Genomic DNA, 23,677 nt, shown 5'->3' with positions numbered 1-23,677 from the left:
TCCAAGAGAAGCAAAAATATACATCTTTCTCAACGCAGAAAATCATATATTGGCATTGTATAATGTTAACATAGCCAAAAATAACCGTCAACGCTTTTTTGATTTTATGATATAATATCCTTTTTTCTTTTCTACAACTTCAACTTCAGAAAATACTTCTTCTAGTTTTTTCATCGCAGATGGCGCACCTTGTTTCTTTTGAATAACAATCCACAATTCTCCACCTGAAACTAAATACTCCACAGCCTTTTCTAAAATCTCATGCACGATATCTTTACCAGCACGAATTGGAGGATTAGATAGAATAACAGCATACTTGCCATCTACATTTTCATAGACACTACTTTGCAAAATACGTATATTTTCAATTCTGTTATTAGCGGCATTTTCTTTTGCAAGTCCCAAGGCCCTTTCATTCACATCCACCATGTGAATTTCACGATTTTGAAACTCTTTCGCTAACGACAAACCGATTGGACCGTACCCACATCCTACGTCTAACACATTACCTTTAACATCTGGCATTTGAAACGCTTCAATTAAAAGACGAGAACCAAAGTCCACTTCGTTTTTCGAGAACACCCCATGGTCAGATAAAAAAGTAAATCGAGATTCACGAAGTGTAACTTCCCATCGTTTACGATCACTTTTACTAGAAGGGTCGTTAGAAAAATAATGGTCTGCCATATGGCCACCTCTTTTCTTTACAGTTAAAAAAAAAGCTCGCATAAGAGCGAGCTTTTTTTAAAGCACCAAAAGTTAATTACTTAACTTCTACAGCAGCGCCAACTTCTTCAAGTTTAGCTTTCATTTCTTCAGCTTCCTCTTTAGTAACGCCTTCTTTGATTGCTTTTGGAGTGTTGTCAACTAATTCTTTAGCTTCTTTTAAGCCAAGACCAGTGATTTCACGTACAGCTTTGATAACTTTGATTTTTTGAGCGCCAGCACTTGCAAGTACTACGTCAAATTCAGTTTGCTCAGCAGCAGCTTCACCAGCGCCACCAGCTACAGCTACAGGAGCAGCAGCAGTTACGCCGAATTCTTCCTCGATAGCTTTTACTAAGTCGTTAAGTTCTAATACAGTCATAGATTTAACTGCTTCAATGATTTGTTCTTTAGTCATTGTAAATATCCTCCCTTAAATAGGTTTGTATTGTTTTATAGATAACAAGTAATTATCTTTTAAAAAATTAAGCGCCTTGCTCTTCCTTTTGATCTGCAACTGCTTTAGTAGCAAGTGCAAGGTTACGGATTGGAGCTTGAAGAACGCTAAGAAGCATAGAAAGTAAGCCTTCACGTGATGGAAGAGTAGCGATAGCTTTAACCTCATCAAGTGTTACAAGTTTACCTTCGATTACGCCCGCTTTAATTTCTAAAGCTTCATGATTTTTAGCGAAGTCGTTTAATACTTTCGCAGGAGCAACTACATCCTCGTTACTGAACGCGATTGCGTTTGGTCCTGTTAAGAATTCGTTTAACTCAGCCATTTCAGCAGACTCTGCAGCACGACGAGTTAAAGAGTTTTTGTAAACTTTGAACTCAACGCCAGCTTCACGTAAGTTTTTACGTAATTCTGTTGCTTCAGATACTGTTAAACCACGGTAGTCAACAACAATTGTAGATTTACTCGCGCGAAGTTTTTCAGCGATTTCAGTTACAACTTGTTGTTTAGTTTCGATTACTTTGCTCATGTTATTACACCTCCTGTAGATTATATAGAAGATGTACCGAAAGTGCACTAAAAACCTCCATGCCCAACTTGTAGACATGGAGGCATATAGTCACAGAAAAAAGATTCCGCTTCGTATATTAACACCTAGGTAGGAAATTAAGTCGAATCGACTCCTACTGTCTACGGTACACTATTAAAATTCACAACATAAATGATTATATTAAAACTTCTTTATGAAGTCAACTTCCAATTTTTACGCAAGTGTAGAAACGTCTACGCGTACGCCAGGTCCCATTGTAGAAGCAACAGTTGCGTTCTTCATGTAAGTACCTTTTGCAGCAGCTGGCTTAGCTTTTTGTAGCGTGTCAGCAATTGTTTTGAAGTTTTCTACTAATTTAGCATCTTCGAAAGATACTTTACCGATTGGAACGTGGATGTTACCAGCTTTATCAACGCGGTATTCAACTTTACCAGCTTTGATTTCGTTAACAGCTTTAGTTACATCGAAAGTAACTGTTCCAGTTTTAGGGTTTGGCATTAAACCTTTAGGTCCTAATACACGACCAAGTTTACCAACTTCACCCATCATATCAGGAGTTGCTACTACTACATCGAAATCAAACCAACCTTTTTGGATTTTACCGATGTAATCAGCATCGCCTACGAATTCAGCGCCAGCAGCTTCAGCTTCTTTTGCTTTTTCGCCTTTAGCGAATACTAATACACGTTGTACTTTACCAGTACCGTGTGGAAGAACAACTGCACCACGAATTTGTTGGTCAGCTTTCTTAGGGTCAACACCTAAACGGAATGCAGCTTCTACAGTTGCATCAAATTTAGCTGTGTTTGTTTTCTTTACTAATTCTACTGCTTCTGTTGCAGAGTAAGCAGATGCACGATCAACAAGCTTCGCAGCTTCAACGTACTTTTTACCTCTTTTAGCCATGTTTGTTTCCTCCTTGAATGTGGTTTTAGCGGAATAACCTCCCACGTTTACGCCTTCATTCCGGGAACCCCCGAGGATGTGCGCCCATCCATTTATTTAAAAATGATGATCATTTACGATAATAAAGGTTGCGAATTGGAATTCCAGACCCGCAACCTTTTTTACAAAAAACAAATCGAATTAGTCTTCGATAACGATGCCCATACTGCGCGCAGTACCTTCAACCATACGCATTGCAGCTTCTACGCTAGCAGCGTTTAGGTCAGGCATTTTAGTTTCAGCGATTTCGCGTACTTTATCACGCTTAACAGTTGCCACTTTATTACGGTTTGGTTCACCAGAACCAGACTCAATACCAGCTACTTTCTTAAGAAGAACAGCAGCAGGAGGAGTTTTAGTAATGAAAGTGAATGAACGGTCCTCAAATACCGTAATTTCAACAGGGATGATAAGACCAGCTTGATCAGCTGTACGAGCGTTAAACTCTTTACAGAAGCCCATGATGTTAACACCTGCTTGTCCTAATGCTGGACCAACCGGCGGAGCTGGATTAGCTTTACCTGCAGGAATCTGAAGTTTTACCATTTTAATTACCTTTTTAGCCACGAGACACACCTCCTTAAGTCCGTGATGTGGTCAATTGGGCAGTGATTTGCCCTCCCACTTCATATTTTATCATAATGATAAAATCTTTTTCAAAAAACGTCTCCGTTACCGAAGACGTACTGACTTAAAAGATATTATCACTTTTTACAATTCATTTCAAGTTTCATTTTATAATTTTTCAATTTGATGGAAATCAAGTTCAACCGGAGTCTCGCGACCGAACATGTCTACAAGCACGCTAACTTTTTTCTTTTCCACATCAATTTCTTCAATCGCACCTGTATAATCCGCGAATGGCCCCTCATTTACACGCACTGTTTCATGAAGTTCAAATTCGAAATCAACCACTTCATTGTCCATTCCCATATGCTTCATGATGGTAACAACTTCCTCTTCTAATAGAGGCGATGGTTTAGATCCTGAACCAGAAGAACCGACAAAGCCTGTTACACCTGGCGTATTACGAACAACATACCAAGAATCATCAGTCATGATTAGTTCTACTAATACGTAACCTGGGAACACTTTTCTTTTCGTTATTTTTTCTTTACCATTTTTCATTTCTACTTCTACTTCTTCCGGGACAACAACACGGAAAATTTTATCTTGCATACCCATTGATTCTACACGTTTCTCTAGGTTTGCTTTTACTTTATTTTCATATCCAGAATAAGTATGGACAACATACCAACTTTTTTCCATTCATTTAGGACGAGCGTCCTTCCCTCCCTGACGTACATTTTTTTGCGCAAATGAAAAAACCCGTTCACCGGGCTTTTACACAGTTCTTATAAATAACATTATATCATGGATAAGTGCTTCTTATTCAAGAATTAACCAAGAATTAACCGAATTAAAGAAGAAATGCCCATATCAACCACTGCGAAGAAAATCGCAAAGAACACAACTGTCGCGATAACAGTCGTTGTTGATCGGAGTAATTCATCTTTTTTAGGCCAACTTACTTTTTTCATTTCGCGACCTACATCGCCGAAAAAGTTCGTTAAACGCATCTACGGGACCTCCAGTTTATTATTTCAATTATTTATTTTGTTTCTTTGTGAACTGTATGCTTATTGCATGTTTTACAAAACTTCTTTATCTCAAGTCGCTCTACTGAGCTCGTATCTTTCATCGTAGAGTAGTTTCGATTTTTACACTCTTCACATGAGAGTACAACTTTTTTCCTCATTAGTTACACCAACCTTGTAACATTGTCCCTAAAAATGTATCATACAACAAAAGACAATGTCAATGTCATGACTTTCACTCTCTTAACAAAAAGAAAACAGGTGAATTATTTTACACCTGCGGCACTTGCTATGAATTTAAAGTCGTGCTCTCTCTCATCTCCATATATCTTTCTAATTTCCTTTTTACACGCTGCAATGCGTTATCAATAGATTTCACGTGCCTGTTTAACTGTTCTGAAATTTCTTGATAGGAACGACCATCTAAGTATAAAGAGAGCACTTTTCTTTCTAAATCGCTTAATAATTCAGATATTTTAGATTCTATGTCTGTATATTCTTCCTGACTTATAATCATCTCTTCTGGATCAGTTACTTTCGATTCCGAAATAACATCTAATAATGTTCGATCAGATTCCTCATCGTAAATTGGCTTATCTAAAGACACATACGAATTTAACGGAATATGTTTTTGCCTTGTTGCTGTTTTAATAGCGGTAATAATTTGTCGAGTGATACACAGTTCAGCAAATGCTTTGAACGAAGACAGCTTGTCCCCTTTATAATCACGAATAGCTTTAAACAATCCAATCATGCCTTCTTGAACAATATCTTCTCGATCGGCACCCACTAAGAAATAAGATCTTGATTTCGCGCGAACAAAGTTCTTATATTTGTGAATTAAATATTCTAGAGCGTCAGTATTACCTTTTCGAACTAACTCAACGATTGCCTCATCCTCTAAATCACGAAACGTAACGTCGCCTACACTTACGAAGCCTGCTTCCACCCTGATCCCTCCGACCGCTATATATTTAGCAATATTATACAGTAAAAAGATAAAGAGCGTCAATGCTTCAACGCTCTCCTCTTCTTAATTTTTCTAATTTTTCTGTAATATCTTCACTAAATATCTTTCGCATGGCGGGTTGATTTTCTTTCGTGTCTTTTGTACACCTTCTTACTTGTTGTTCCATCGCTTGCACTTCTAACTCTAATTCACGCGCAGATTTTCGAAGTGCACCTTGCGCAAATATAATCCATTGCTCCGTATAATCCGAAGTTGCAACGTATATTTGTGTATTTATATTTCTAAGCTCAATCGCAAGTTGTTCTATCTTTTCATCTGCAGTTTGATTTTTTCTCGTGAATATTACTTCCACCCGTGATTGTTTCATCTTTTTTTCAATACCATAGACTGTATAGGCATCAAAGACAATCATTACCTTTGTGCCTGTATACCCTTGATAATCCGCCATCTTATCAATAAGTGCGTCTCTTGATGACTGTAAATCTACATCCCGCAGTTTCTTCAAGTCTCCCCAAGCCCCGATAATGTTGTAACCGTCAACGATTAAAATATCGTTCATTTTTTATTTACCAATTTCGTGACGTTTACGATATACCTCATACATTAACAAACTTGCGGCTACTGAAGCATTTAAGGATGTAACTTTACCGACCATCGGTAAAGTAATTAGGAAATCACACTTTTCACCAATAATACGACTCATACCTTTTCCTTCACTACCAATTACTAGTCCGATTGGCATATTACCATCTAAATTACGGTAATCTGTTTTCCCTTTGGCATCTGTACCAGCAATCCAAAGTCCACGTTCTTTTAATTCATCAATTGTACGCGATAAATTTGTTACACGTGCAACAGGAATATATTCAATTGCCCCAGTCGACGCTTTCGCAACTGACGCTGTAAGCCCCACAGCTCTTCTTTTTGGAATAATAACCCCATGAGCCCCTGTTGCATCCGCAGTACGCATAATAGAGCCTAAGTTATGCGGGTCTTCAATTTCATCTAAAATTAAGAAGAACGGATCTTCATTGCGTTTTTCTGCTAATTTAAACAAATCCTCTAACTCAGCATATTGATATGCAGCTACTTGAGCAATTACACCTTGATGATTACCCTCAACCAATTGATCTAATTTCTTCTTTGGTGCGTGTTGCAAAATAACCTTATTCTCTTTTGCTAATGCTAGTACAATTTGCACTTGTCCTTTGGCAGCACCTTCCGCTACCAAAATTTTATTAATATCTCTCCCCGCTCTTAAAGCTTCAATTACAGGGTTACGTCCGATAATATATTCACTACTCATGATGATGTGCTCCCTTCCTTTTCTTCCAAAACGTCAATCGCCTTATATACAATCTCGTCCAATCTTTCACGATTATTCAACAAGTGATGATAACCGATTAGCGCTTCAAAGGCTGTACTGTGTCGATATGTTTGTACATCTGTATTTTTTGGAACAGTACCCGAATTCGCATTACGCCCTCTTCTTAATACCGCCTCTTCCTCTTCTGTCAAAAATGCCGTTTCTAATAAATGATAAACAACTTTCGCCTGTGCTTTTGCCGAAACAAAGCCCGTCCCTAAGCGATGTAATTGATTAGGGCGAACTGTCCCCTTTTGCAGGAGGTGATAGCGGATATATTGCTCATATACCGCATCACCCATATATGCTAAAGCTAAGCTGTTTAATTGCTTTGCATCAATCATTCTTATCCTCTTTTCCATCTTGTACCTTGAGCGGTATCTTCTAAAATAATATTACGTCCTTTTAAATCATCGCGAATTTGATCAGATAATGCGAAGTCACGATTTTGACGAGCTTCAATACGCTTTTGGATTAGTGCTTCAATTTCTTCATCAAGCAACTCTTCTTGCGCTAATTCTAATCCTAAAATACTAAATAATGTTTCAAGTTGTTTTACATACGCTTCAATTACAACTTTAGAAGTATGTTCTTCTAACAAATATTGATTTGCGTGATTTGCTACGTTATATAATTCAGTAATCGCATTAGCCGTATTGAAATCATCATCCATCGCTTCTTCGAATGCAACCTGGAACTTTTCCATTTCAGCTAACCATTTTTCATTATGGTCCGTTAAATCCGTACTACTTTCCATACGATGCTTTAAGTTACCGTAAGCTGTTTTAATTCTTTCTAGTCCATTATTAGTACTTTGCAATAAATCCTCGCTAAAGTTAATTGGGTGACGGTAATGTACCGATAGCATAAAGAACCTGATTAACTGTGGATCATATTGTTTAATGATATCGTGAACTAAAATGAAGTTTCCAAGCGACTTAGACATCTTCTCGTTATTAATATTAATATATCCGTTATGCATCCAATAACGTGCAAATGTTTTTCCTGTCAACGCCTCAGACTGCGCAATTTCATTTTCATGATGAGGAAATGCTAAATCTTGACCACCAGCATGAATATCAATTGTATCCCCTAAATATTTACGCGCCATTGCTGAGCATTCAATATGCCACCCTGGGCGTCCTTTCCCCCAAGGGCTTTCCCAGAAGATTTCTCCTTCTTTCGCAGCTTTCCATAAAGCAAAATCAAGAGGGTCTTGTTTCTTTTCTCCTACTTCAATACGTGCACCGTGACGTAAGTCTGCAATCGGTTGATGTGATAATTTACCGTAACCTTCGAATTCTTTCGTTTTAAAGTACACATCACCTTCTGATTCATATGCATACCCTTTATTCACAAGTTCTTGAATAAATTCAATAATGATATCCATATTTTCCGTTACACGTGGATGAACCGTTGCATGTTTGCAACCTAGTGCCGTTACATCTTCAAAGTAAGCTTCAACAAAACGATCTGCAATTGTTGGCACATCTTCACCTAATTCGTTTGCCGCCTTAATTAATTTATCATCCACGTCAGTAAAGTTAGATACATACTGCACATCATATCCTTTATATTCTAAGTAACGGCGTACTGTATCAAACACCATAGGTGGTCTTGCATTCCCAATGTGAATGTAGTTATACACTGTAGGTCCGCACACATACATCTTTACCTTATTTTCTTCTAATGGCATAAACTCTTCTTTTTGACGCGTTAACGTATTATAAATGTGAATAGTCATTTTTATCCTTCCTTCCTACCTTTACTTCAAGTTGCTTTCTCAATTTATCAAGTTCTACTTCCATAACCTTTAATTTATCAAAAATCGGATCCGGAAGATCAGAATGATTTAATTCTTGACCAATTTTTACTCCATTTTGAATAACGACTCGGCCAGGTATACCTACAACTGTAGAATGCGCAGGAACTTCCTTTAACACGACAGATCCTGCTCCAATTTTAGAATTCTCTCCAATAGTAATAGAACCTAGTACTTTAGCACCTGTTGCAATTAATACATTATCCTGAATTGTAGGGTGCCTCTTTCCTTTTTCTTTACCTGTACCACCTAATGTGACACCTTGATAAATTGTTACGTTTTCGCCAATTTCACACGTTTCTCCAATCACAACCCCCATTCCATGATCAATGAAAAAACGACGACCAATAGTTGCTCCTGGATGAATCTCAATGCCAGTAAAAAAACGACTAACTTGCGAAATCCAACGTGCCATAAAGAAAAAATTCCTTTTATAAAAAGCATGTGCAATTCGATGGGCCCAAACTGCATGTAATCCAGAGTAAGTTAAAATGACTTCGAAATAACTTCTTGCCGCTGGATCCTGTTCAAAAACGACTTCAATATCTTCCCGAAGCCTCTTAAACATCGATGTTCCCTCCCCTTTATGGGCTGCTTTTTTCGAGTGAACTAACTCCCCACTTCCCCCTAAATCTTTATACAAGGGGATAAAACTTATACTCACACCATTTACATGGTATAAAAAAAAGACGCCTCTGTCATATAGACAGAGACGCCTTTTAAGCGCGGTTCCACTCTGTTTAGGCTAAAGAAGCCTCAAACTCATCCATGATAACGGTTTACACCGCTTCTGTTTACTTTGCGCCCTAAGACGTTCCGCGAAATACTTCGCTGTTCAACAGAAGACTCGAAGGGGCATTTCAAAAATCCGCTTATAAACCACTTCCAGCCTAAGGGTGGTTCTCTCTGTAAAAAGCCTGATTTTCTACTTCTCCTTCTCGTCGCTTTTCCTTATTAGATTTTAGATATACTTATTATATTGCTAAACCTAGAAAATGTTAACCAATTACTTTTTGAATACGATTTAAAACTTTTTCTTTTCCAAGAAGAGCAATAGCGTTAGGAAGCTCTGGACCATGTGTTTGTCCAGTAGTAGCAACACGGATTGGCATAAATAGGTTTTTACCTTTATGTCCTGTTTCTTTTTGAACTGCTTTAATAGCCGCCTTAACTGCCGCTGGCTCCATTGCTTCTAAAGCTTCTAATTGATCGGCAAATGCACGAAGTACTTCAGGTACTTGTTCACCTTTCAATACTTCTTGTCCCTCTTCTTCATGATCAACATGATCTTTAAAGAACATTTCAGAAAGCTCTACAATTTCAGCTCCAAAGCTCATTTGGTCATGATATAAAGCAATTACATCACGAACCCACGCTTGTTCTTGTTCGCTTAAGTTTTCACCTACGCGACCCGCTTTCACTAAATGCGGTAAGCTTAGTTCAACAACCGTATCTAAATCTTGTTTTTTCATATATTGGTTGTTCATCCATTTTAGTTTTTGGGAATCAAATAATGCAGGTGATTTTGATAAACGAGCTGCATCAAACATTTTGATGAACTCATCTTGAGAGAAGACTTCTTCTTCACCTACTGGTGACCAACCTAGTAATGCAATAAAGTTAAAGATTGCTTCTGGAAGATATCCAAGCTCTTTATATTGCTCAATAAATTGAATAATAGATTCGTCACGCTTACTTAGCTTTTTACGGCTTTCGTTTACAATTAAAGTCATATGACCGAACTTCGGGATATCCCAACCGAAAGCTTCGTAAATCATCATTTGTTTTGGCGTGTTTGAAATATGATCATCACCACGAAGTACGTGTGTAATCTCCATTAAGTGATCATCTACCGCTACCGCAAAGTTATAAGTTGGAATTCCATCTTTTTTCACGATAACGAAATCACCAAAATCATTTGAATGGAATGCAACTTTATCTTTTACGAGATCTTTAAACGTGTAGTCGCTATCAGCCGGCACACGGAAGCGAATACTTGGAATACGGCCTTCAGCCTCAAATCCTTTAATTTGCTCCTCAGTTAAATCACGGTGGTTTCCTGCATAACGCGGTGTTTCACCACGAGCGATTTGACCTTCACGCTCTGCTTCTAGCTCTTCTTCTGTCATATAACATTTGTAAGCTAAATCACGCTCTAATAAATCTTTATATAATTTTTTATAAATATCTAAACGCTCTGTTTGACGATATGGTCCAAATTCACCACCAACATCAACACCTTCATCCCAGTCCATACCGAGCCATTTCAAGTATTTTAATTGGCTTTCTTCTCCACCAGCAACATTACGTTTCACATCAGTATCTTCAATACGAATAATAAACTTACCATCTTGATGACGAGCAAATAAATAATTAAATAATGCCGTACGCGCATTTCCGATATGTAAGTGTCCTGTTGGACTTGGCGCATAGCGCACTCTCACTTGCTTTTCCATAGTTGGTACACCTTCCAATCTTAATGTCAACACATTCTATAATTGTACACCAAAAAAACGTGATTATCCATCTTACGAATTAAAAACCACTATTTTTTCTGTAATAAAACAACCGCTTGAGAAGCAATCCCTTCTTCTCTACCTGTAAATCCTAATTTTTCTGTTGTTGTTGCCTTTACATTAATATTATCAATAGACGTTTCTAATAGTTCACTAATGCGTTTACGCATGCTTTCAATATGCGGTGCCATTTTTGGCTTTTGGGCAATAATTGTACAATCTAGGTTCCCTAGCTCATAACCTTGTTCACGCACAAATTCCCAAACCTTTTGTAACAATACAGCTGAATCCGCATCTTTGAAGGCAGGATCTGTATCGGGAAAATGTTTTCCAATATCTCCTGCTGCAATTGCTCCTAGACATGCGTCAGCAATCGTATGTAACAATACATCTGCATCCGAGTGACCGATTAATCCTTTTTCATGAGGAATTGTAATTCCACCGATAATTAACGGTCTACCTTCCGCAAATTCATGTACATCAAAACCTTGTCCAATTCGAAACATTCTTTACATCCTCCTCAATCTAAACTACTTTATGAATTCTATATTATATTGCTATCTCTATAAAGAAAAGCCCGGCAACTGCCGAGCTTTTCTTTACTATAATACCATCACTTCTATTTCTTCTGAACATGAAGGAAACTTTCAGCAATTAGTAAATCCTCTGGAGTCGTCACTTTAATATTATAGTAACTCCCCTCTACTACGCCTACTTTCTTCCCTACACGTTCTACGAGACTTGCGTCATCTGTACCAAGAAAACAACTTTGCTTTGCACTTCTATGAGCTTCTAATAAAAGAGGAACAGAAAATCCTTGCGGTGTTTGAACCGCTTTAAGCTGAGAACGTTCTACCGTTTCGACAACAACACCCTGTTCTACTTTCTTAATGGTATCCTTCACTGGCACCGCACAAATGGAAGCACCATATTTCTCTGCTGCAGTTAATACATCTTGCATCATCTTATTCGTTACGAACGGGCGCGCACCATCGTGTACGAGAACATATTCAACACCACTCACGTACTGAAGCGCATTATACACACTATCTTGTCTTTCGGCCCCGCCTTGAATAAATTGCACCTGCTTTTCAACCGGGTACTTCTGCATTAACTCCTCAAAATAAGGGCGTTCCTCTTCGTTAATTGCCATGATAATACGTTTACATGCTTTATCTTTTTCAAAAGCACGTAATGTATGCACAATGATAGGTACTCCATTTATAAGTAAGAACAACTTGTTTTTGCCAGCACCCATCCGTTTCCCTTGACCCGCTGCTGGAATAATTAACGTATACATATTAATAATCCTCTACTTATAATGCTTTTTCTAATAATTTACGTTTTGCGAAAATCATACGACCAGCCGATGTTTGCAACACACTTGTAACTAGTACATTAAGTTGCGAACCGACATATTCTCTACCGTCTTCTACTACAATCATCGTGCCATCATCTAAATATGCCACACCTTGATTTTGTTCTTTACCATCTTTCACAACATAAACACTTAATTCTTCGCCAGGGAGTACGACTGGTTTAATTGCATTTGCTAAATCGTTAATGTTTAATACTGTTACTCCTTGTAATTCAGAAACTTTGTTTAAGTTGAAATCATTTGTTACAACAGTTCCACCAGTGATTTTAGCTAACTTTACAAGCTTGCTATCCACCTCTTGGATATCCTCAAAATCGCCTTCATAAATTTCCACCGGAATTGGTAGCTCTTTTTGAATACGATTTAAAATGTCTAATCCTCTGCGACCACGATTACGCTTTAAAGCATCAGAAGAATCGGCAATATGCTGAAGCTCTTCTAATACGAATTGTGGAATCACAATTGTTCCTTCTAAAAACTTCGTTTGGCAAATATCCGCAATACGTCCATCAATAATTACGCTTGTATCGAGAATTTTCCAATGAGTTGTAGATTTTTCTACCTCTACCTCTTCGTTCTCGCTATTGTTTTTCTTCTTACCTCCACGCTGGGGTAATGTAAATAATCCTAGCAATTCATTTCTCTTTTTAAATCCTACTTGGAATCCTAAATAACCAAGTAAAAGAGTAAAGAACACTTGTAATACTGTACTAATGACTGGAATCGTGAATTCACGAATTGGTATCAAAATTAAATATGCAACAATAAGACCAGAGATCAACCCTAATGTACCAAATAAAACATCCGCTACCGGTGCCTTTACAAGGGCTTCTTCGATATGTTTAATCAGTTGAACAATATAATCCACAAGCCAAAATGTTGTTAAAAATAAAATAATTGCACCAATAATTGCACGAACGTACGATCCCTCAAGCAAAGGAACAGCACCAACGTCCAATACATTAATAACTTTTGGGATTAGAAAAATCCCTAACGCTCCCCCGATCACTAAAAAGAAGAGCTGTACGATCCTTTTTAACATCCAACCACCTCCTACTCATTATTAACCATTGTTTTGCTAATCAAAACGCCGAATGCAAAAGCGGACGTGTTTTTTTGTAAATAGTTTTATTTACCAATATACCATATCATATAACAAAAATGTTCTAGTGTCGTTATATTATGGAATCAATGTAATATTCTTAATTGTGTCTACTCATATAGAGATGCTCTTGAATTCTTTTTAGGCCCTCTCGTATTTTCTTCGCCCTAACTTCCCCAATTCCTTCCACATCATCCAATTCATTAATAGTTGCACGACAAACACCTTGCAATGTTTTAAATCGATTAATTAAATTTTCAATGATAAGTGGTGGAACACGAGAAATTTTGCTTGCGATTCGGTATCCCCTCGGTGTCACGCTTTCTTCTAAGCTCATTTGCCCTGGATAGCCGAGCAATTTAACTAAATCGCTATCCTCTAAAAGCTGTGTATTTGCAAGATCTTGTAACTTTTTCAAAATTTGATGGTGATCCTGCGTTTTTTCTTGATAATAATCCTTAATTAATAACGCTGCCTCTGCTTCTAAGTCGGCTAGTAATTCTGTAAGTTGTAAACGAATTAACCTTCCTTCCGTTCCTAACTCATGAATGTAGCTCACTATTTCATTTTTAATACGCAGTACCATTTCAACACTATGTAAAACGTGGACTACCTCGGACATTGTAACGACCTCTTCAAATTCTAGAATGCCCAAATTCGTAATCCCATCATTCCATACAGCTTTATATTTTTCTAACGTTTGAATAGCTTGGTTTGCCTTTGTTAAAATTACACCTATATCTTTTAGTGTATAACGTAAGTTCCCTTGATATAGTGTAATTACGTTACGTCTTTGTGAAATAGCCACAACAAGGCTAGCCGTCTGCTTTGCTACACGCTCTGCCGTTCGGTGACGCATACCTGTTTCAATAGAATCAATGGATGGATCTGGAACTAATTGTGCATTTGCAATTAAAATTTTGCTCCCAGTTTCATTTAAAATAAGTGCCCCATCCATTTTTGCTAATTCATATAAACTAGCCGGTGAGAATGCACAATTAATGTGAAATCCTCCATCAACAATACTTTTAATCTGCTCATTATACCCAAGAACAATTAGCCCTCCAGTTTGCGCACGAAGTACGTTATCTATCCCTTCGCGTAGTGGTGTTCCTGGGGCAACAAGCTGTAGAATATTAATCATACTTTTGACACGTTGCTTGTTTTCCTCCATAGCCTAGCCTCCTAATGTCAAACGAAGCGCTTCTCCTAAATTAGAAACACCTACTACCTCAATCCCATCTGGAATTGTCCATCCTCCCAAATTTTTTCTAGGAATAATAGCACGTTGAAATCCTAATTTCGCTGCTTCTTGTACACGTTGTTCAATTCTTGATACTCTTCTTATTTCTCCAGTTAGGCCTACTTCTCCTATTACCGCATCGGCTGGTGCAGTAGCTTTATCTCTGAAGCTTGAAGCAATACTTAAGGCGACAGCTAAATCGATTGCTGGTTCATCTAATTTCAAGCCACCCGCAACTTTTAAATATGCGTCTTGATTTTGCAACAATAAACCTGTTCTTTTTTCTAGCACTGCCATAATAAGTGAAACGCGGTTATGATCAATTCCCGTCGCCATTCTTCGAGGATTTCCAAAACTAGTAGGGGAGATTAATGCTTGTATTTCTACTAAAACCGGTCTTGTTCCTTCCATTGAAGCAACCACTGTGGATCCTGCAACTCCAACTGGACGTTCCTCAAGGAAAATTTCAGAAGGATTTAGTACTTCTGCAAGACCTAGTTCCTTCATTTCAAAGATACCCATTTCATTTGTGGAACCAAAACGGTTCTTCACAGCTCGCAAAATACGATATGTATGGTGACGATCTCCTTCAAAGTAAAGAACTGCATCAACCATATGTTCTAGCATACGTGGTCCTGCAATTGCACCTTCTTTTGTCACATGTCCGACGATAAAAATAGGAATCCCTTTCGTCTTTGCAAGTTTCATTAATTCCGCTGTACATTCACGTACTTGCGTTACACTCCCTGGGGCTGACGTCACTTCAGGTAAATGTATCGTCTGAATGGAGTCAATAACAACAAAAGCTGGATTCATCTCTTCAATGTGCGCTGCAATTCTCTGTAAATCAGTCTCTGCTACAACAAATAGATTACTACCCTTTACATGCAAACGATCTGCACGAAGTTTGATCTGCTTTGCTGACTCCTCACCTGATATGTATAGTACATCATATGAAGAATCTGCTAATTGCGATGAAATTTGTAATAACAATGTTGATTTCCCAATCCCAGGGTCTCCACCAATAAGTACTAAAGATCCATCTACAATCCCGCCACCAAGTACACGGTTAAACTCTTGAAATTTCGTTTCAATACGCGCCTCAGACTTTGTTTCTACCTCTGTTAAGCGTCTTGGTTTTGTTACTTCTGATTGAATTGCATTGGCATAATTAAGGCGTCTTGATGATACAACTGGTTCCATCTCTTCAACAAGCGTATTCCATTGACCACATCCAGGACATTTCCCCATATATTTTGGCGACTGATAACCACATTCTTGACATGTAAATTTTGTTTTCTTTTTAGCCATATCTTTTATAGTTCACTTCACTTTCATCTACAAACGTTTATCCTTCTCGTACAAGAAAGAGGGCTATCGCGTAGCCCTCTTTGTTTGTCTATACTTATTTTACCTTTTCCGCACTATGAATGACAAATGATTCTCCTTCTATATCAAAGATAACTTTTTGTCCTTTCTCAATAGCACCTTTTAACAGTTCTTCTGATAGTCTATCTTCTACATGTTTTTGAATTGCTCTACGAAGCGGACGAGCACCGTACTCTCGATCAAATCCTTTATCAGCAATTGCTGAAATTGCTCCTTCTGTTAAGTGCAATTCAATCTCTTGTTCTTTTAAGCGTTTCACTAACTGATTCACCATAAGAGTTACAATTTCTTGAATATGTTTTTTCTCAAGCATATGGAACACGATAATTTCATCAATACGGTTTAAGAATTCTGGACGAAATGCTTTTTTCAATTCATCCATTACTTTACCTTTCATATCTGAATAATCGCGGCTCTCATCTTGTACGTTAAATCCAAGATGTTTATTACGTTTTAATGCGTCTGCACCAACATTAGACGTCATAATAACAATTGTATTACGGAAATCAACTGTACGTCCTTTAGAATCTGTTAAACGGCCATCTTCTAATACTTGTAGTAAAATATTAAACACATCAGGATGAGCTTTCTCTACTTCATCTAATAAGACAACTGAATATGGCTTACGACGAACTTTCTCTGTTAATTGTCCACCTTCTTCATATCCAACATATCCTGGAGGAGATCCAACTAAACGAGAAGTAGAATGCTTTTCCATGTACTCAGACATATCGATGCGGATCATTGCATCCTCATCACCGAACATAGATTCTGCTAATGCCCTTGCTAGTTCTGTTTTACCTACACCAGTAGGTCCTAGGAAAATAAATGAGCCAATTGGACGTTTCGGATCTTTTAATCCCGCTCTCGCACGACGAACAGCTTTTGCCACAGCTACAACTGCTTCATCCTGCCCAATTAAACGATCATGTAAAATTGATTCCAAGTTTAATAATTTATCTGTCTCTGTTTGTGCAAGTTTAGAAACTGGAATACGTGTCCATGTGGAAACGACATTTGCAATATCTTCTACTGTTACTTCTGAGTTTTCTTGTCCTTGTTTCTCTTTCCACTGACGCTTTGTATCTTCTAACTTTTCACGTAAACGTTGTTCCATATCACGTAAGGAAGCAGCTTTTTCAAATTCTTGGCTTTGTACAGCTGCATCTTTTTCTTTTCTAATTTCCTCAAGCTTCACTTCAAGCTCTTTTAAGTTTGGCGGTGTTGTATAAGAACGTAAGCGCACTTTTGATGCAGCCTCATCAATTAAATCGATTGCTTTATCAGGTAAAAAACGGTCTGTAATGTAACGATCTGAAAGTTTTACAGCCGCATCGATTGCATCATCTGTAATAGATACGCGGTGATGCGCCTCATAACGGTCACGTAAACCTTTTAAAATTTGAACTGATTCTTCTAAGTTTGGTTCATCAACATGAATTGGTTGGAAACGTCTTTCTAATGCCGCATCCTTTTCAATATATTTACGATATTCGTCTAAAGTTGTTGCACCAATACATTGTAATTCACCACGTGCTAAAGATGGTTTTAAAATATTCGATGCATCAATTGCACCTTCCGCCCCTCCTGCACCAATTAACGTATGAAGCTCATCAATAAATAGAATGATGTTACCAGCTTGGCGAATCTCATCCATCACTTTCTTTAAACGATCCTCAAATTCACCACGATATTTTGTTCCAGCAACAACTGTACCCATATCTAATGTCATAACACGCTTATCTCTTAAAGTTTCAGGAACTTCATTATTTACAATTTGCTGTGCTAATCCTTCCGCAATTGCTGTCTTACCTACACCAGGTTCTCCAATTAATACTGGATTGTTTTTTGTTCTACGGCTTAACACTTCAATTACACGTTGAATTTCTTTACTACGTCCAATAACAGGATCTAAACGATTTTCACGTGCAACAACTGTTAAATCACGTGCTAGACTGTCAAGTGTAGGTGTATTCGCATTTGTTGATGAACCACCCTGGTGACCTGAACTAGCTTCATTACTTCCAAGGAGTTGTAACACTTGTTGTCTTGCTTTATTTAGGCTTACACCTAAATTATTTAAAACGCGTGCTGCTACACCTTCACCTTCACGGATTAAACCAAGTAAAATATGCTCTGTTCCAACGTAGGAATGGCCTAGCTTACGAGCTTCGTCCATAGACAACTCAATAACTTTTTTAGCACGAGGTGTGTAATGTACTGTTTGAGAAGCTTCCGTTCCACGTCCAATTAATGCTTCTACCTCTTTTTGAACTTTCTCTGGACTTAATCCAAGAGCAATTAACGCTTTTGCTGCAATTCCTTCACCTTCGCGTACAAGCCCAAGTAAAATATGTTCTGTTCCAATATTATTATGCCCAATGCGAATTGCTTCCTCTTGAGATAAAGCTAATACTTTCTGTGCTCGTTCTGTAAATCTTCCAAACATCATAGAAATCGCCTCCTACTTGCGCTTAATTTTGTTCAATTCGTAATCGCTCACGGATTAAGGTTGCTCTTCGATAATCTCTTTCTTCTGGTCCTAAAGGTCCTCCTGCATATTGTTGCAAAATGCCTGGCTGAGTAAGAACCATTAACTCAGTTAAAATATTTCTCGATATACCTTGTATATATCCTAAGTCAATACCAAGCCGTACATCTGATAAGCAAGTGGCTGCTTCTGCAGATTGAATTAAACGACTGTTAGCTAGTATTCCGTAAGAACGATATACTTTATCTTCAAGCTCAATGCTTGAATTTTGTACAATTAATTCTCTAGCCGTTTTTTCTTGATGGATGATTTGTTGAATGACACTCTTTAAATCTGCAATAATATCTTCTTCTGATTTCCCTAGTGTCATTTGATTTGACACTTGAAATATATTACCTAACGCTTCGCTACCTTCACCGTATATTCCTCTTACTACTAACCCTAATTTTTGAATTACTTGTATAATACGGTTAATTCTTTTCGTTAAAACCAGTCCCGGCAAATGAATCATTACCGAAGCCCTTAATCCTGTACCGACGTTAGTGGGGCAACTCGTAATATATCCAAGCGATTCATCAAAAGCATATTCAACCTGCTCCTCGATCCAATTATCTATTTGATTGGCACTTTGAAGCGCCTCTGATAACTGTAAACCTGAAAATAGGCACTGAATCCTAACATGATCCTCTTCATTAAGCATGATACTTATATGTTCACTTTCTGATAGTAGGCATGCTCCGTATTCTGTTCCTGCAAGATTTGGACTAATTAAATGCTTCTCAACTAAAACTCTCCTTTGAAGAGGATTTAATTCATTCATTTTTAATAGTTCAAACTCCCCAAAAGGTTCTACAGGTTTTTTTATAAACTTCTTCTTAAATAACTCATGAATCTGCTTAGCTTCTTCCTCGTTTTGCATAGTAGAGAATTGATATTTTTTAAAATTACGAGCCAAACGAATTCGACTACTTAAAACAATATCAGAATCAGGGCCATCTCCCTTCATCCATGGACTAATCGCTTCATTCATGATTCTGTCCAGTGACATAGAACTATTCCCCCTCTCTATGCTCACTAAGCTGATTTACAAGACCTCGAATTTTATCTCGTACTTCAGCCGCTTTCTCAAATTCCTCTTTCTGTACATATTGTTTCAGATTGAGTTTTAGTTCATCTAATTCTTTCTTTAAGTAGATATTTCCTTCTATACGTTCAGGAATTTTTCCACAATGATCCGTATGCCCACCGTGAAGACGTTTTAACAATGGTTTTAAGTGCCCCTTAAATGTATCGTAACAAGAAGCACATCCAAAGCGTCCCACTTTTGTAAATTGTTCATATGTCATCTTACAATTCGGACATCTTGATATATTTGTATTTGAAAATGCATCTTGCCCTTCTTCAAACATTGCCGGTTCACTATGCAATAATCCGGCTAATAGGTCATGGAATGAAAAATTAGACTGCGGTGATTGAAAGAAAGACGTATAGCCACTTTGTTCTGCACATTGCTCGCAAAGATGAACTTCCGCCTTTTTTCCGTTGATTACTTTTGTATAATGTAAAGTTGCTGGTCTTATATTACAGTTTTGACAAGTCATCGCTATCCCCCACCTTTACAACAGGAACGATCTATCTCATGATACTTTTCATACATTACTAGATTGTTCTCTTTCCTTAATCCATTTAGTAAAAGCACATGTCATCTTTCAAAATCCCTACAATATTAAACTGCATTATCTTAGCTATCATTCTTAACAAAAGTTATATTTATTTATATTTCAGTGTTCTTAACATTGCGCATAATATTCGAGCCCTAAGTTCATCTCGAGAAGGAACATCCATTAATAATACAGAACGATCTAGTACGCTTAACATAAGTTTAGCTTCACGATTTGTTATAATACCCTCTTCTATTAAACGTATAATCATGCTTTCTGCATTTCCTTGTGCAACGCTATGATCAATCATATGAAGCATTTGATCAATAATGTCTATATCATCATGCAGTTTGACTTTTATAATGCGAATGTAACCTCCTCCACCTCGTTTACTTTCTACTACGAATCCTCTTTCTAACGTAAAACGGGTATTGATTACATAGTTGATTTGAGACGGCACACAATCGAATCGATCAGCGACCTCATTCCTCTTGATTTCAATCGCATTATTATTGCTTAAGTCAATAACTTGCTTTAGATATTTCTCAATGATATCAGATATATTTCTCATTTATCCGCCACCTTTATTGACTTTGACTATCTTTGACTTTAATTATATACGTATTAAAAAAATTTGCAACTCTTTTGCTTATTCACTATCCTAGCCACATTTCCCTGTCTTTAATCAAAAGGACGATTCTTTAAGTAAAGATTTTTTAAATTACTATGAATTGTAAAAAGAAACACGAAAAAACACAAGTCAAAAGACTTGTGTTTTTATTTTGCTTGGCGACGTCCTACTCTCACAGGGACAAGGTCCCAACTACCATCGGCGCTAGAGAGCTTAACTTCCGTGTTCGGTATGGGAACGGGTGTGACCTCTCTGCCATCATCACCAAACTGATGAAGGTATATTCCTTCAAAACTAGATAACATTAGCTTCATATTATATGGTTAAGTCCTCGATCTATTAGTATTCGTCAGCTCCACATGTCACCATGCTTCCACCTCGAACCTATCAACCTGATCATCTTTCAGGGATCTTACTAGCTTACGCTATGGGAAATCTCATCTTGAGGGGGGCTTCATGCTTAGATGCTTTCAGCACTTATCCCTTCCGCACATAGCTACCCAGCTATGCCCTTGGCAGAACAACTGGTACACCAGCGGTGCGTCCATCCCGGTCCTCTCGTACTAAGGACAGCTCCTCTCAAATTTCCTGCGCCCACGACGGATAGGGACCGAACTGTCTCACGACGTTCTGAACCCAGCTCGCGTACCGCTTTAATGGGCGAACAGCCCAACCCTTGGGACCGACTACAGCCCCAGGATGCGATGAGCCGACATCGAGGTGCCAAACCTCCCCGTCGATGTGGACTCTTGGGGGAGATAAGCCTGTTATCCCCGGGGTAGCTTTTATCCGTTGAGCGATGGCCCTTCCATGCGGAACCACCGGATCACTAAGCCCGACTTTCGTCCCTGCTCGACTTGTAGGTCTCGCAGTCAAGCTCCCTTATGCCTTTGCACTCTACGAATGATTTCCAACCATTCTGAGGGAACCTTTGGGCGCCTCCGTTACACTTTAGGAGGCGACCGCCCCAGTCAAACTGCCCACCTGACACTGTCTCCCGGGTCGATAAGACCCGTAGGTTAGAATTTCAATACAGTCAGGGCGGTATCCCACCAGCGCCTCCACCGAAGCTAGCGCTCCGGTTTCAATGGCTCCCGCCTATCCTGTACAAACTGTACCAAAATTCAATATCAGGCTACAGTAAAGCTCCACGGGGTCTTTCCGTCCTGTCGCGGGTAACCTGCATCTTCACAGGTACTATAATTTCACCGAGTCTCTGGTTGAGACAGTGCCCAAATCGTTACACCTTTCGTGCGGGTCGGAACTTACCCGACAAGGAATTTCGCTACCTTAGGACCGTTATAGTTACGGCCGCCGTTTACTGGGGCTTCAGTTCAGAGCTTCGCTTACGCTAACCCCTCTCCTTAACCTTCCAGCACCGGGCAGGTGTCAGCCCCTATACTTCGCCTTACGGCTTCGCAGAGACCTGTGTTTTTGCTAAACAGTCGCTTGGGCCTATTCACTGCGGCTTTCCGTTAAGAAAGCACCCCTTCTCCCGAAGTTACGGGGTCATTTTGCCGAGTTCCTTAACCAGAGTTCTCTCGCACACCTTAGGATTCTCTCCTCGCCTACCTGTGTCGGTTTGCGGTACAGGCACCTTTTATCTCGCTAGAAGCTTTTCTTGGCAGCGGGGAATCAAAGACTTCGCTCCATAAGGAGCTTCCCCATCACAGCTCAGCCTTCACGATAAGCGGATTTGCCTACTTATCAGCCTAACTGCTTGGACGTGCACAACCAATCGCACGCTTCTTCTATCCTTCTGCGTCCCTCCATTGCTCAAACGATAAAGAGGTGGTACAGGAATATCAACCTGTTGTCCATCGCCTACGCCTGTCGGCCTCGGCTTAGGTCCTGACTAACCCTGAGCGGACGAGCCTTCCTCAGGAAACCTTAGGCATTCGGTGGACGGGATTCTCACCCGTCTTTCGCTACTCATACCGGCATTCTCACTTCTAAGCGCTCCACCAGTCCTTCCGGTCTGACTTCACTGCACTTAGAACGCTCCCCTACCACTGATACCATTGGTATCAATTCGCAGCTTCGGTGGTGTATTTAGCCCCGGTACATTTTCGGCGCAGAGTCACTCGACTAGTGAGCTATTACGCACTCTTTAAATGGTGGCTGCTTCTGAGCCAACATCCTAGTTGTCTAAGCAACTCCACATCCTTTTCCACTTAATACACACTTTGGGACCTTAGCTGGCGATCTGGGCTGTTTCCCTCTTGACTACGGATCTTATCACTCGCAGTCTGACTCCTAAGGATAAGTCATTGGCATTCGGAGTTTGACTGAATTCGGTAATCCGATGAGGACCCCTAGTTCAATCAGTGCTCTACCTCCAAGACTCTTACACTTAAGGCTAGCCCTAAAGCTATTTCGGGGAGAACCAGCTATCTCCAGGTTCGATTGGAATTTCTCCGCTACCCACACCTCATCCCCGCACTTTTCAACGTGCGTGGGTTCGGGCCTCCATTCAGTGTTACCTGAACTTCACCCTGGACATGGGTAGATCACCTGGTTTCGGGTCTACGACCACGTACTAAACGCCCTATTCAGACTCGCTTTCGCTGCGGCTCCGCCTCTTCAGCTTAACCTCGCACGGGATCGTAACTCGCCGGTTCATTCTACAAAAGGCACGCCATCACCCATTAACGGGCTCTGACTATTTGTAGGCACACGGTTTCAGGATCTCTTTCACTCCCCTTCCGGGGTGCTTTTCACCTTTCCCTCACGGTACTGGTTCACTATCGATCACTAGGGAGTATTTAGCCTTGGGAGATGGTCCTCCCAGATTCCGACGGAATTTCACGTGTTCCGCCGTACTCAGGATACATTCAAGAGAGAACGAAGTTT

At 39.1% G+C, this 23,677-nt stretch carries 24 protein-coding genes, 2 rRNA genes and 2 other annotated features (1 of these 28 cut by a window edge); all 26 genes read right to left on the bottom strand.

Annotated elements, in window-relative coordinates:
- Nucleotides 1-87: 87 nt before the first annotated feature.
- A complete protein-coding gene (locus MKY70_RS00625; RefSeq protein WP_002124684.1) occupies nt 88-687 on the bottom strand; it encodes a class I SAM-dependent methyltransferase in 600 nt (199 codons plus the stop codon).
- Between the two features lie 76 nt (nt 688-763).
- Nucleotides 764-1,123 (bottom strand): 50S ribosomal protein L7/L12, encoded by a 360-nt coding sequence (gene rplL, locus MKY70_RS00620; RefSeq protein WP_002009788.1) that lies wholly within the window; start codon nt 1,121-1,123, stop codon nt 764-766.
- Nucleotides 1,124-1,190: 67 nt separating this feature from the next.
- Nucleotides 1,191-1,691 carry a 50S ribosomal protein L10 gene (rplJ, locus tag MKY70_RS00615; protein WP_002009790.1) on the bottom strand — a complete coding sequence of 167 codons (501 nt, stop codon included), beginning with the start codon at nt 1,689-1,691 and terminating at the stop codon, nt 1,191-1,193.
- A 39-nt stretch (nt 1,692-1,730) separates the two neighbouring features.
- Nucleotides 1,731-1,876, bottom strand: a sequence feature (ribosomal protein L10 leader region).
- 49 nt (nt 1,877-1,925) lie between these two features.
- Nucleotides 1,926-2,618, bottom strand: coding sequence for a 50S ribosomal protein L1 (rplA, locus tag MKY70_RS00610; protein ID WP_002009792.1), 693 nt, complete (start codon nt 2,616-2,618; stop codon nt 1,926-1,928).
- Nucleotides 2,619-2,798: 180 nt separating this feature from the next.
- Nucleotides 2,799-3,224: a 50S ribosomal protein L11 gene (gene rplK / locus MKY70_RS00605; protein ID WP_001085872.1), complete on the bottom strand. Its 426-nt coding sequence runs from the start codon at nt 3,222-3,224 to the stop codon at nt 2,799-2,801.
- 168 nt (nt 3,225-3,392) lie between these two features.
- A complete protein-coding gene (nusG, locus tag MKY70_RS00600) occupies nt 3,393-3,926 on the bottom strand; it encodes a transcription termination/antitermination protein NusG (RefSeq protein WP_002009795.1) in 534 nt (177 codons plus the stop codon).
- Between the two features lie 131 nt (nt 3,927-4,057).
- Nucleotides 4,058-4,237, bottom strand: a complete 180-nt coding sequence (secE, locus tag MKY70_RS00595; RefSeq protein WP_002009797.1) for a preprotein translocase subunit SecE — start codon at nt 4,235-4,237, stop codon at nt 4,058-4,060.
- A 32-nt stretch (nt 4,238-4,269) separates the two neighbouring features.
- Nucleotides 4,270-4,416: a 50S ribosomal protein L33 gene (gene rpmG, locus MKY70_RS00590; RefSeq protein WP_012260172.1), complete on the bottom strand. Its 147-nt coding sequence runs from the start codon at nt 4,414-4,416 to the stop codon at nt 4,270-4,272.
- A 128-nt stretch (nt 4,417-4,544) separates the two neighbouring features.
- A complete protein-coding gene (locus MKY70_RS00585; RefSeq protein WP_002009799.1) occupies nt 4,545-5,204 on the bottom strand; it encodes an RNA polymerase sporulation sigma factor SigH in 660 nt (219 codons plus the stop codon).
- Nucleotides 5,205-5,271: 67 nt separating this feature from the next.
- Nucleotides 5,272-5,784 (bottom strand): NYN domain-containing protein, encoded by a 513-nt coding sequence (locus MKY70_RS00580; protein ID WP_088030733.1) that lies wholly within the window; start codon nt 5,782-5,784, stop codon nt 5,272-5,274.
- A gap of 3 nt (nt 5,785-5,787) precedes the next feature.
- Nucleotides 5,788-6,531 (bottom strand): 23S rRNA (guanosine(2251)-2'-O)-methyltransferase RlmB, encoded by a 744-nt coding sequence (gene rlmB, locus MKY70_RS00575; RefSeq protein WP_002091503.1) that lies wholly within the window; start codon nt 6,529-6,531, stop codon nt 5,788-5,790.
- Nucleotides 6,528-6,935, bottom strand: a complete 408-nt coding sequence (locus tag MKY70_RS00570) for a Mini-ribonuclease 3 (RefSeq protein WP_002009804.1) — start codon at nt 6,933-6,935, stop codon at nt 6,528-6,530. The genes rlmB and MKY70_RS00570 overlap by 4 nt, the downstream gene beginning before the upstream one ends.
- Nucleotides 6,936-6,937: 2 nt before the next feature.
- Nucleotides 6,938-8,335: a cysteine--tRNA ligase gene (gene cysS, locus MKY70_RS00565; protein ID WP_002091500.1), complete on the bottom strand. Its 1,398-nt coding sequence runs from the start codon at nt 8,333-8,335 to the stop codon at nt 6,938-6,940.
- On the bottom strand, nt 8,316-8,981 hold the full coding sequence (gene cysE / locus MKY70_RS00560) for a serine O-acetyltransferase (RefSeq protein ID WP_002091498.1): 666 nt from the start codon (nt 8,979-8,981) through the stop codon (nt 8,316-8,318). The genes cysS and cysE overlap by 20 nt, the downstream gene beginning before the upstream one ends.
- Nucleotides 8,982-9,118: 137 nt before the next feature.
- Nucleotides 9,119-9,364, bottom strand: a binding site (T-box leader).
- Nucleotides 9,365-9,411: 47 nt separating this feature from the next.
- The gene (gene gltX, locus MKY70_RS00555; protein WP_088030734.1) at nt 9,412-10,869 is read right to left on the bottom strand and encodes a glutamate--tRNA ligase; all 1,458 of its coding nucleotides are present in this window, start codon (nt 10,867-10,869) and stop codon (nt 9,412-9,414) included.
- Nucleotides 10,870-10,958: 89 nt separating this feature from the next.
- Nucleotides 10,959-11,435, bottom strand: coding sequence for a 2-C-methyl-D-erythritol 2,4-cyclodiphosphate synthase (gene ispF, locus MKY70_RS00550; RefSeq protein ID WP_000488386.1), 477 nt, complete (start codon nt 11,433-11,435; stop codon nt 10,959-10,961).
- Between the two features lie 113 nt (nt 11,436-11,548).
- The gene (ispD, locus tag MKY70_RS00545) at nt 11,549-12,229 is read right to left on the bottom strand and encodes a 2-C-methyl-D-erythritol 4-phosphate cytidylyltransferase (protein ID WP_002009811.1); all 681 of its coding nucleotides are present in this window, start codon (nt 12,227-12,229) and stop codon (nt 11,549-11,551) included.
- Nucleotides 12,230-12,245: 16 nt separating this feature from the next.
- Nucleotides 12,246-13,349, bottom strand: coding sequence for a PIN/TRAM domain-containing protein (locus MKY70_RS00540; protein WP_002063406.1), 1,104 nt, complete (start codon nt 13,347-13,349; stop codon nt 12,246-12,248).
- A gap of 160 nt (nt 13,350-13,509) precedes the next feature.
- Entirely contained in the window at nt 13,510-14,583 is a 1,074-nt protein-coding gene (disA, locus tag MKY70_RS00535; RefSeq protein WP_000392162.1) for a DNA integrity scanning diadenylate cyclase DisA, read from the bottom strand.
- Between the two features lie 3 nt (nt 14,584-14,586).
- Complete coding sequence (gene radA, locus MKY70_RS00530) at nt 14,587-15,963, bottom strand: DNA repair protein RadA (RefSeq protein ID WP_002009817.1); 1,377 nt, start codon at nt 15,961-15,963, stop codon at nt 14,587-14,589.
- A gap of 94 nt (nt 15,964-16,057) precedes the next feature.
- Entirely contained in the window at nt 16,058-18,493 is a 2,436-nt protein-coding gene (clpC, locus tag MKY70_RS00525; protein ID WP_002009819.1) for an ATP-dependent protease ATP-binding subunit ClpC, read from the bottom strand.
- A gap of 22 nt (nt 18,494-18,515) precedes the next feature.
- The gene (locus tag MKY70_RS00520; RefSeq protein WP_002169332.1) at nt 18,516-19,580 is read right to left on the bottom strand and encodes a protein arginine kinase; all 1,065 of its coding nucleotides are present in this window, start codon (nt 19,578-19,580) and stop codon (nt 18,516-18,518) included.
- Nucleotides 19,581-19,584: 4 nt separating this feature from the next.
- On the bottom strand, nt 19,585-20,133 hold the full coding sequence (locus MKY70_RS00515) for a UvrB/UvrC motif-containing protein (protein ID WP_002009823.1): 549 nt from the start codon (nt 20,131-20,133) through the stop codon (nt 19,585-19,587).
- Nucleotides 20,134-20,302: 169 nt separating this feature from the next.
- Nucleotides 20,303-20,764 (bottom strand): transcriptional regulator CtsR, encoded by a 462-nt coding sequence (gene ctsR / locus MKY70_RS00510; RefSeq protein WP_002029353.1) that lies wholly within the window; start codon nt 20,762-20,764, stop codon nt 20,303-20,305.
- A gap of 213 nt (nt 20,765-20,977) precedes the next feature.
- Nucleotides 20,978-21,093, bottom strand: a 5S ribosomal RNA gene (gene rrf / locus MKY70_RS00505).
- 50 nt (nt 21,094-21,143) lie between these two features.
- Nucleotides 21,144-23,677, bottom strand: a 23S ribosomal RNA gene (locus tag MKY70_RS00500) (it continues 388 nt past the right edge of the window).

The organism is Bacillus sp. FSL R9-9492 (assembly GCF_038007365.1).
GTDB lineage: Bacteria > Bacillota > Bacilli > Bacillales > Bacillaceae_G > Bacillus_A > Bacillus_A mycoides.
This window is presented reverse-complemented; position numbering and strand designations above follow the sequence as displayed.

Excerpts from the sequence above, each read along its gene's own strand:
- MKY70_RS00625 (WP_002124684.1), bottom strand. The coding sequence starts at position 687 with ATGGCAGACCATTATTTTTCTAACGACCCTTCTAGTAAAAGTGATCGT.
- rplL (WP_002009788.1), bottom strand. The coding sequence starts at position 1,123 with ATGACTAAAGAACAAATCATTGAAGCAGTTAAATCTATGACTGTATTA.
- rplJ (WP_002009790.1), bottom strand. The coding sequence starts at position 1,691 with ATGAGCAAAGTAATCGAAACTAAACAACAAGTTGTAACTGAAATCGCT.
- rplA (WP_002009792.1), bottom strand. The coding sequence starts at position 2,618 with ATGGCTAAAAGAGGTAAAAAGTACGTTGAAGCTGCGAAGCTTGTTGAT.
- nusG (WP_002009795.1), bottom strand. The coding sequence starts at position 3,926 with ATGGAAAAAAGTTGGTATGTTGTCCATACTTATTCTGGATATGAAAAT.
- secE (WP_002009797.1), bottom strand. The coding sequence starts at position 4,237 with ATGCGTTTAACGAACTTTTTCGGCGATGTAGGTCGCGAAATGAAAAAA.
- rpmG (WP_012260172.1), bottom strand. The coding sequence starts at position 4,416 with ATGAGGAAAAAAGTTGTACTCTCATGTGAAGAGTGTAAAAATCGAAAC.
- MKY70_RS00580 (WP_088030733.1), bottom strand. The coding sequence starts at position 5,784 with ATGAACGATATTTTAATCGTTGACGGTTACAACATTATCGGGGCTTGG.
- rlmB (WP_002091503.1), bottom strand. The coding sequence starts at position 6,531 with ATGAGTAGTGAATATATTATCGGACGTAACCCTGTAATTGAAGCTTTA.
- MKY70_RS00570 (WP_002009804.1), bottom strand. The coding sequence starts at position 6,935 with ATGATTGATGCAAAGCAATTAAACAGCTTAGCTTTAGCATATATGGGT.
- cysS (WP_002091500.1), bottom strand. The coding sequence starts at position 8,335 with ATGACTATTCACATTTATAATACGTTAACGCGTCAAAAAGAAGAGTTT.
- cysE (WP_002091498.1), bottom strand. The coding sequence starts at position 8,981 with ATGTTTAAGAGGCTTCGGGAAGATATTGAAGTCGTTTTTGAACAGGAT.
- gltX (WP_088030734.1), bottom strand. The coding sequence starts at position 10,869 with ATGGAAAAGCAAGTGAGAGTGCGCTATGCGCCAAGTCCAACAGGACAC.
- ispF (WP_000488386.1), bottom strand. The coding sequence starts at position 11,435 with ATGTTTCGAATTGGACAAGGTTTTGATGTACATGAATTTGCGGAAGGT.
- ispD (WP_002009811.1), bottom strand. The coding sequence starts at position 12,229 with ATGTATACGTTAATTATTCCAGCAGCGGGTCAAGGGAAACGGATGGGT.
- MKY70_RS00540 (WP_002063406.1), bottom strand. The coding sequence starts at position 13,349 with ATGTTAAAAAGGATCGTACAGCTCTTCTTTTTAGTGATCGGGGGAGCG.
- disA (WP_000392162.1), bottom strand. The coding sequence starts at position 14,583 with ATGGAGGAAAACAAGCAACGTGTCAAAAGTATGATTAATATTCTACAG.
- radA (WP_002009817.1), bottom strand. The coding sequence starts at position 15,963 with ATGGCTAAAAAGAAAACAAAATTTACATGTCAAGAATGTGGTTATCAG.
- clpC (WP_002009819.1), bottom strand. The coding sequence starts at position 18,493 with ATGATGTTTGGAAGATTTACAGAACGAGCACAGAAAGTATTAGCTTTA.
- MKY70_RS00520 (WP_002169332.1), bottom strand. The coding sequence starts at position 19,580 with ATGTCACTGGACAGAATCATGAATGAAGCGATTAGTCCATGGATGAAG.
- MKY70_RS00515 (WP_002009823.1), bottom strand. The coding sequence starts at position 20,133 with ATGACTTGTCAAAACTGTAATATAAGACCAGCAACTTTACATTATACA.
- ctsR (WP_002029353.1), bottom strand. The coding sequence starts at position 20,764 with ATGAGAAATATATCTGATATCATTGAGAAATATCTAAAGCAAGTTATT.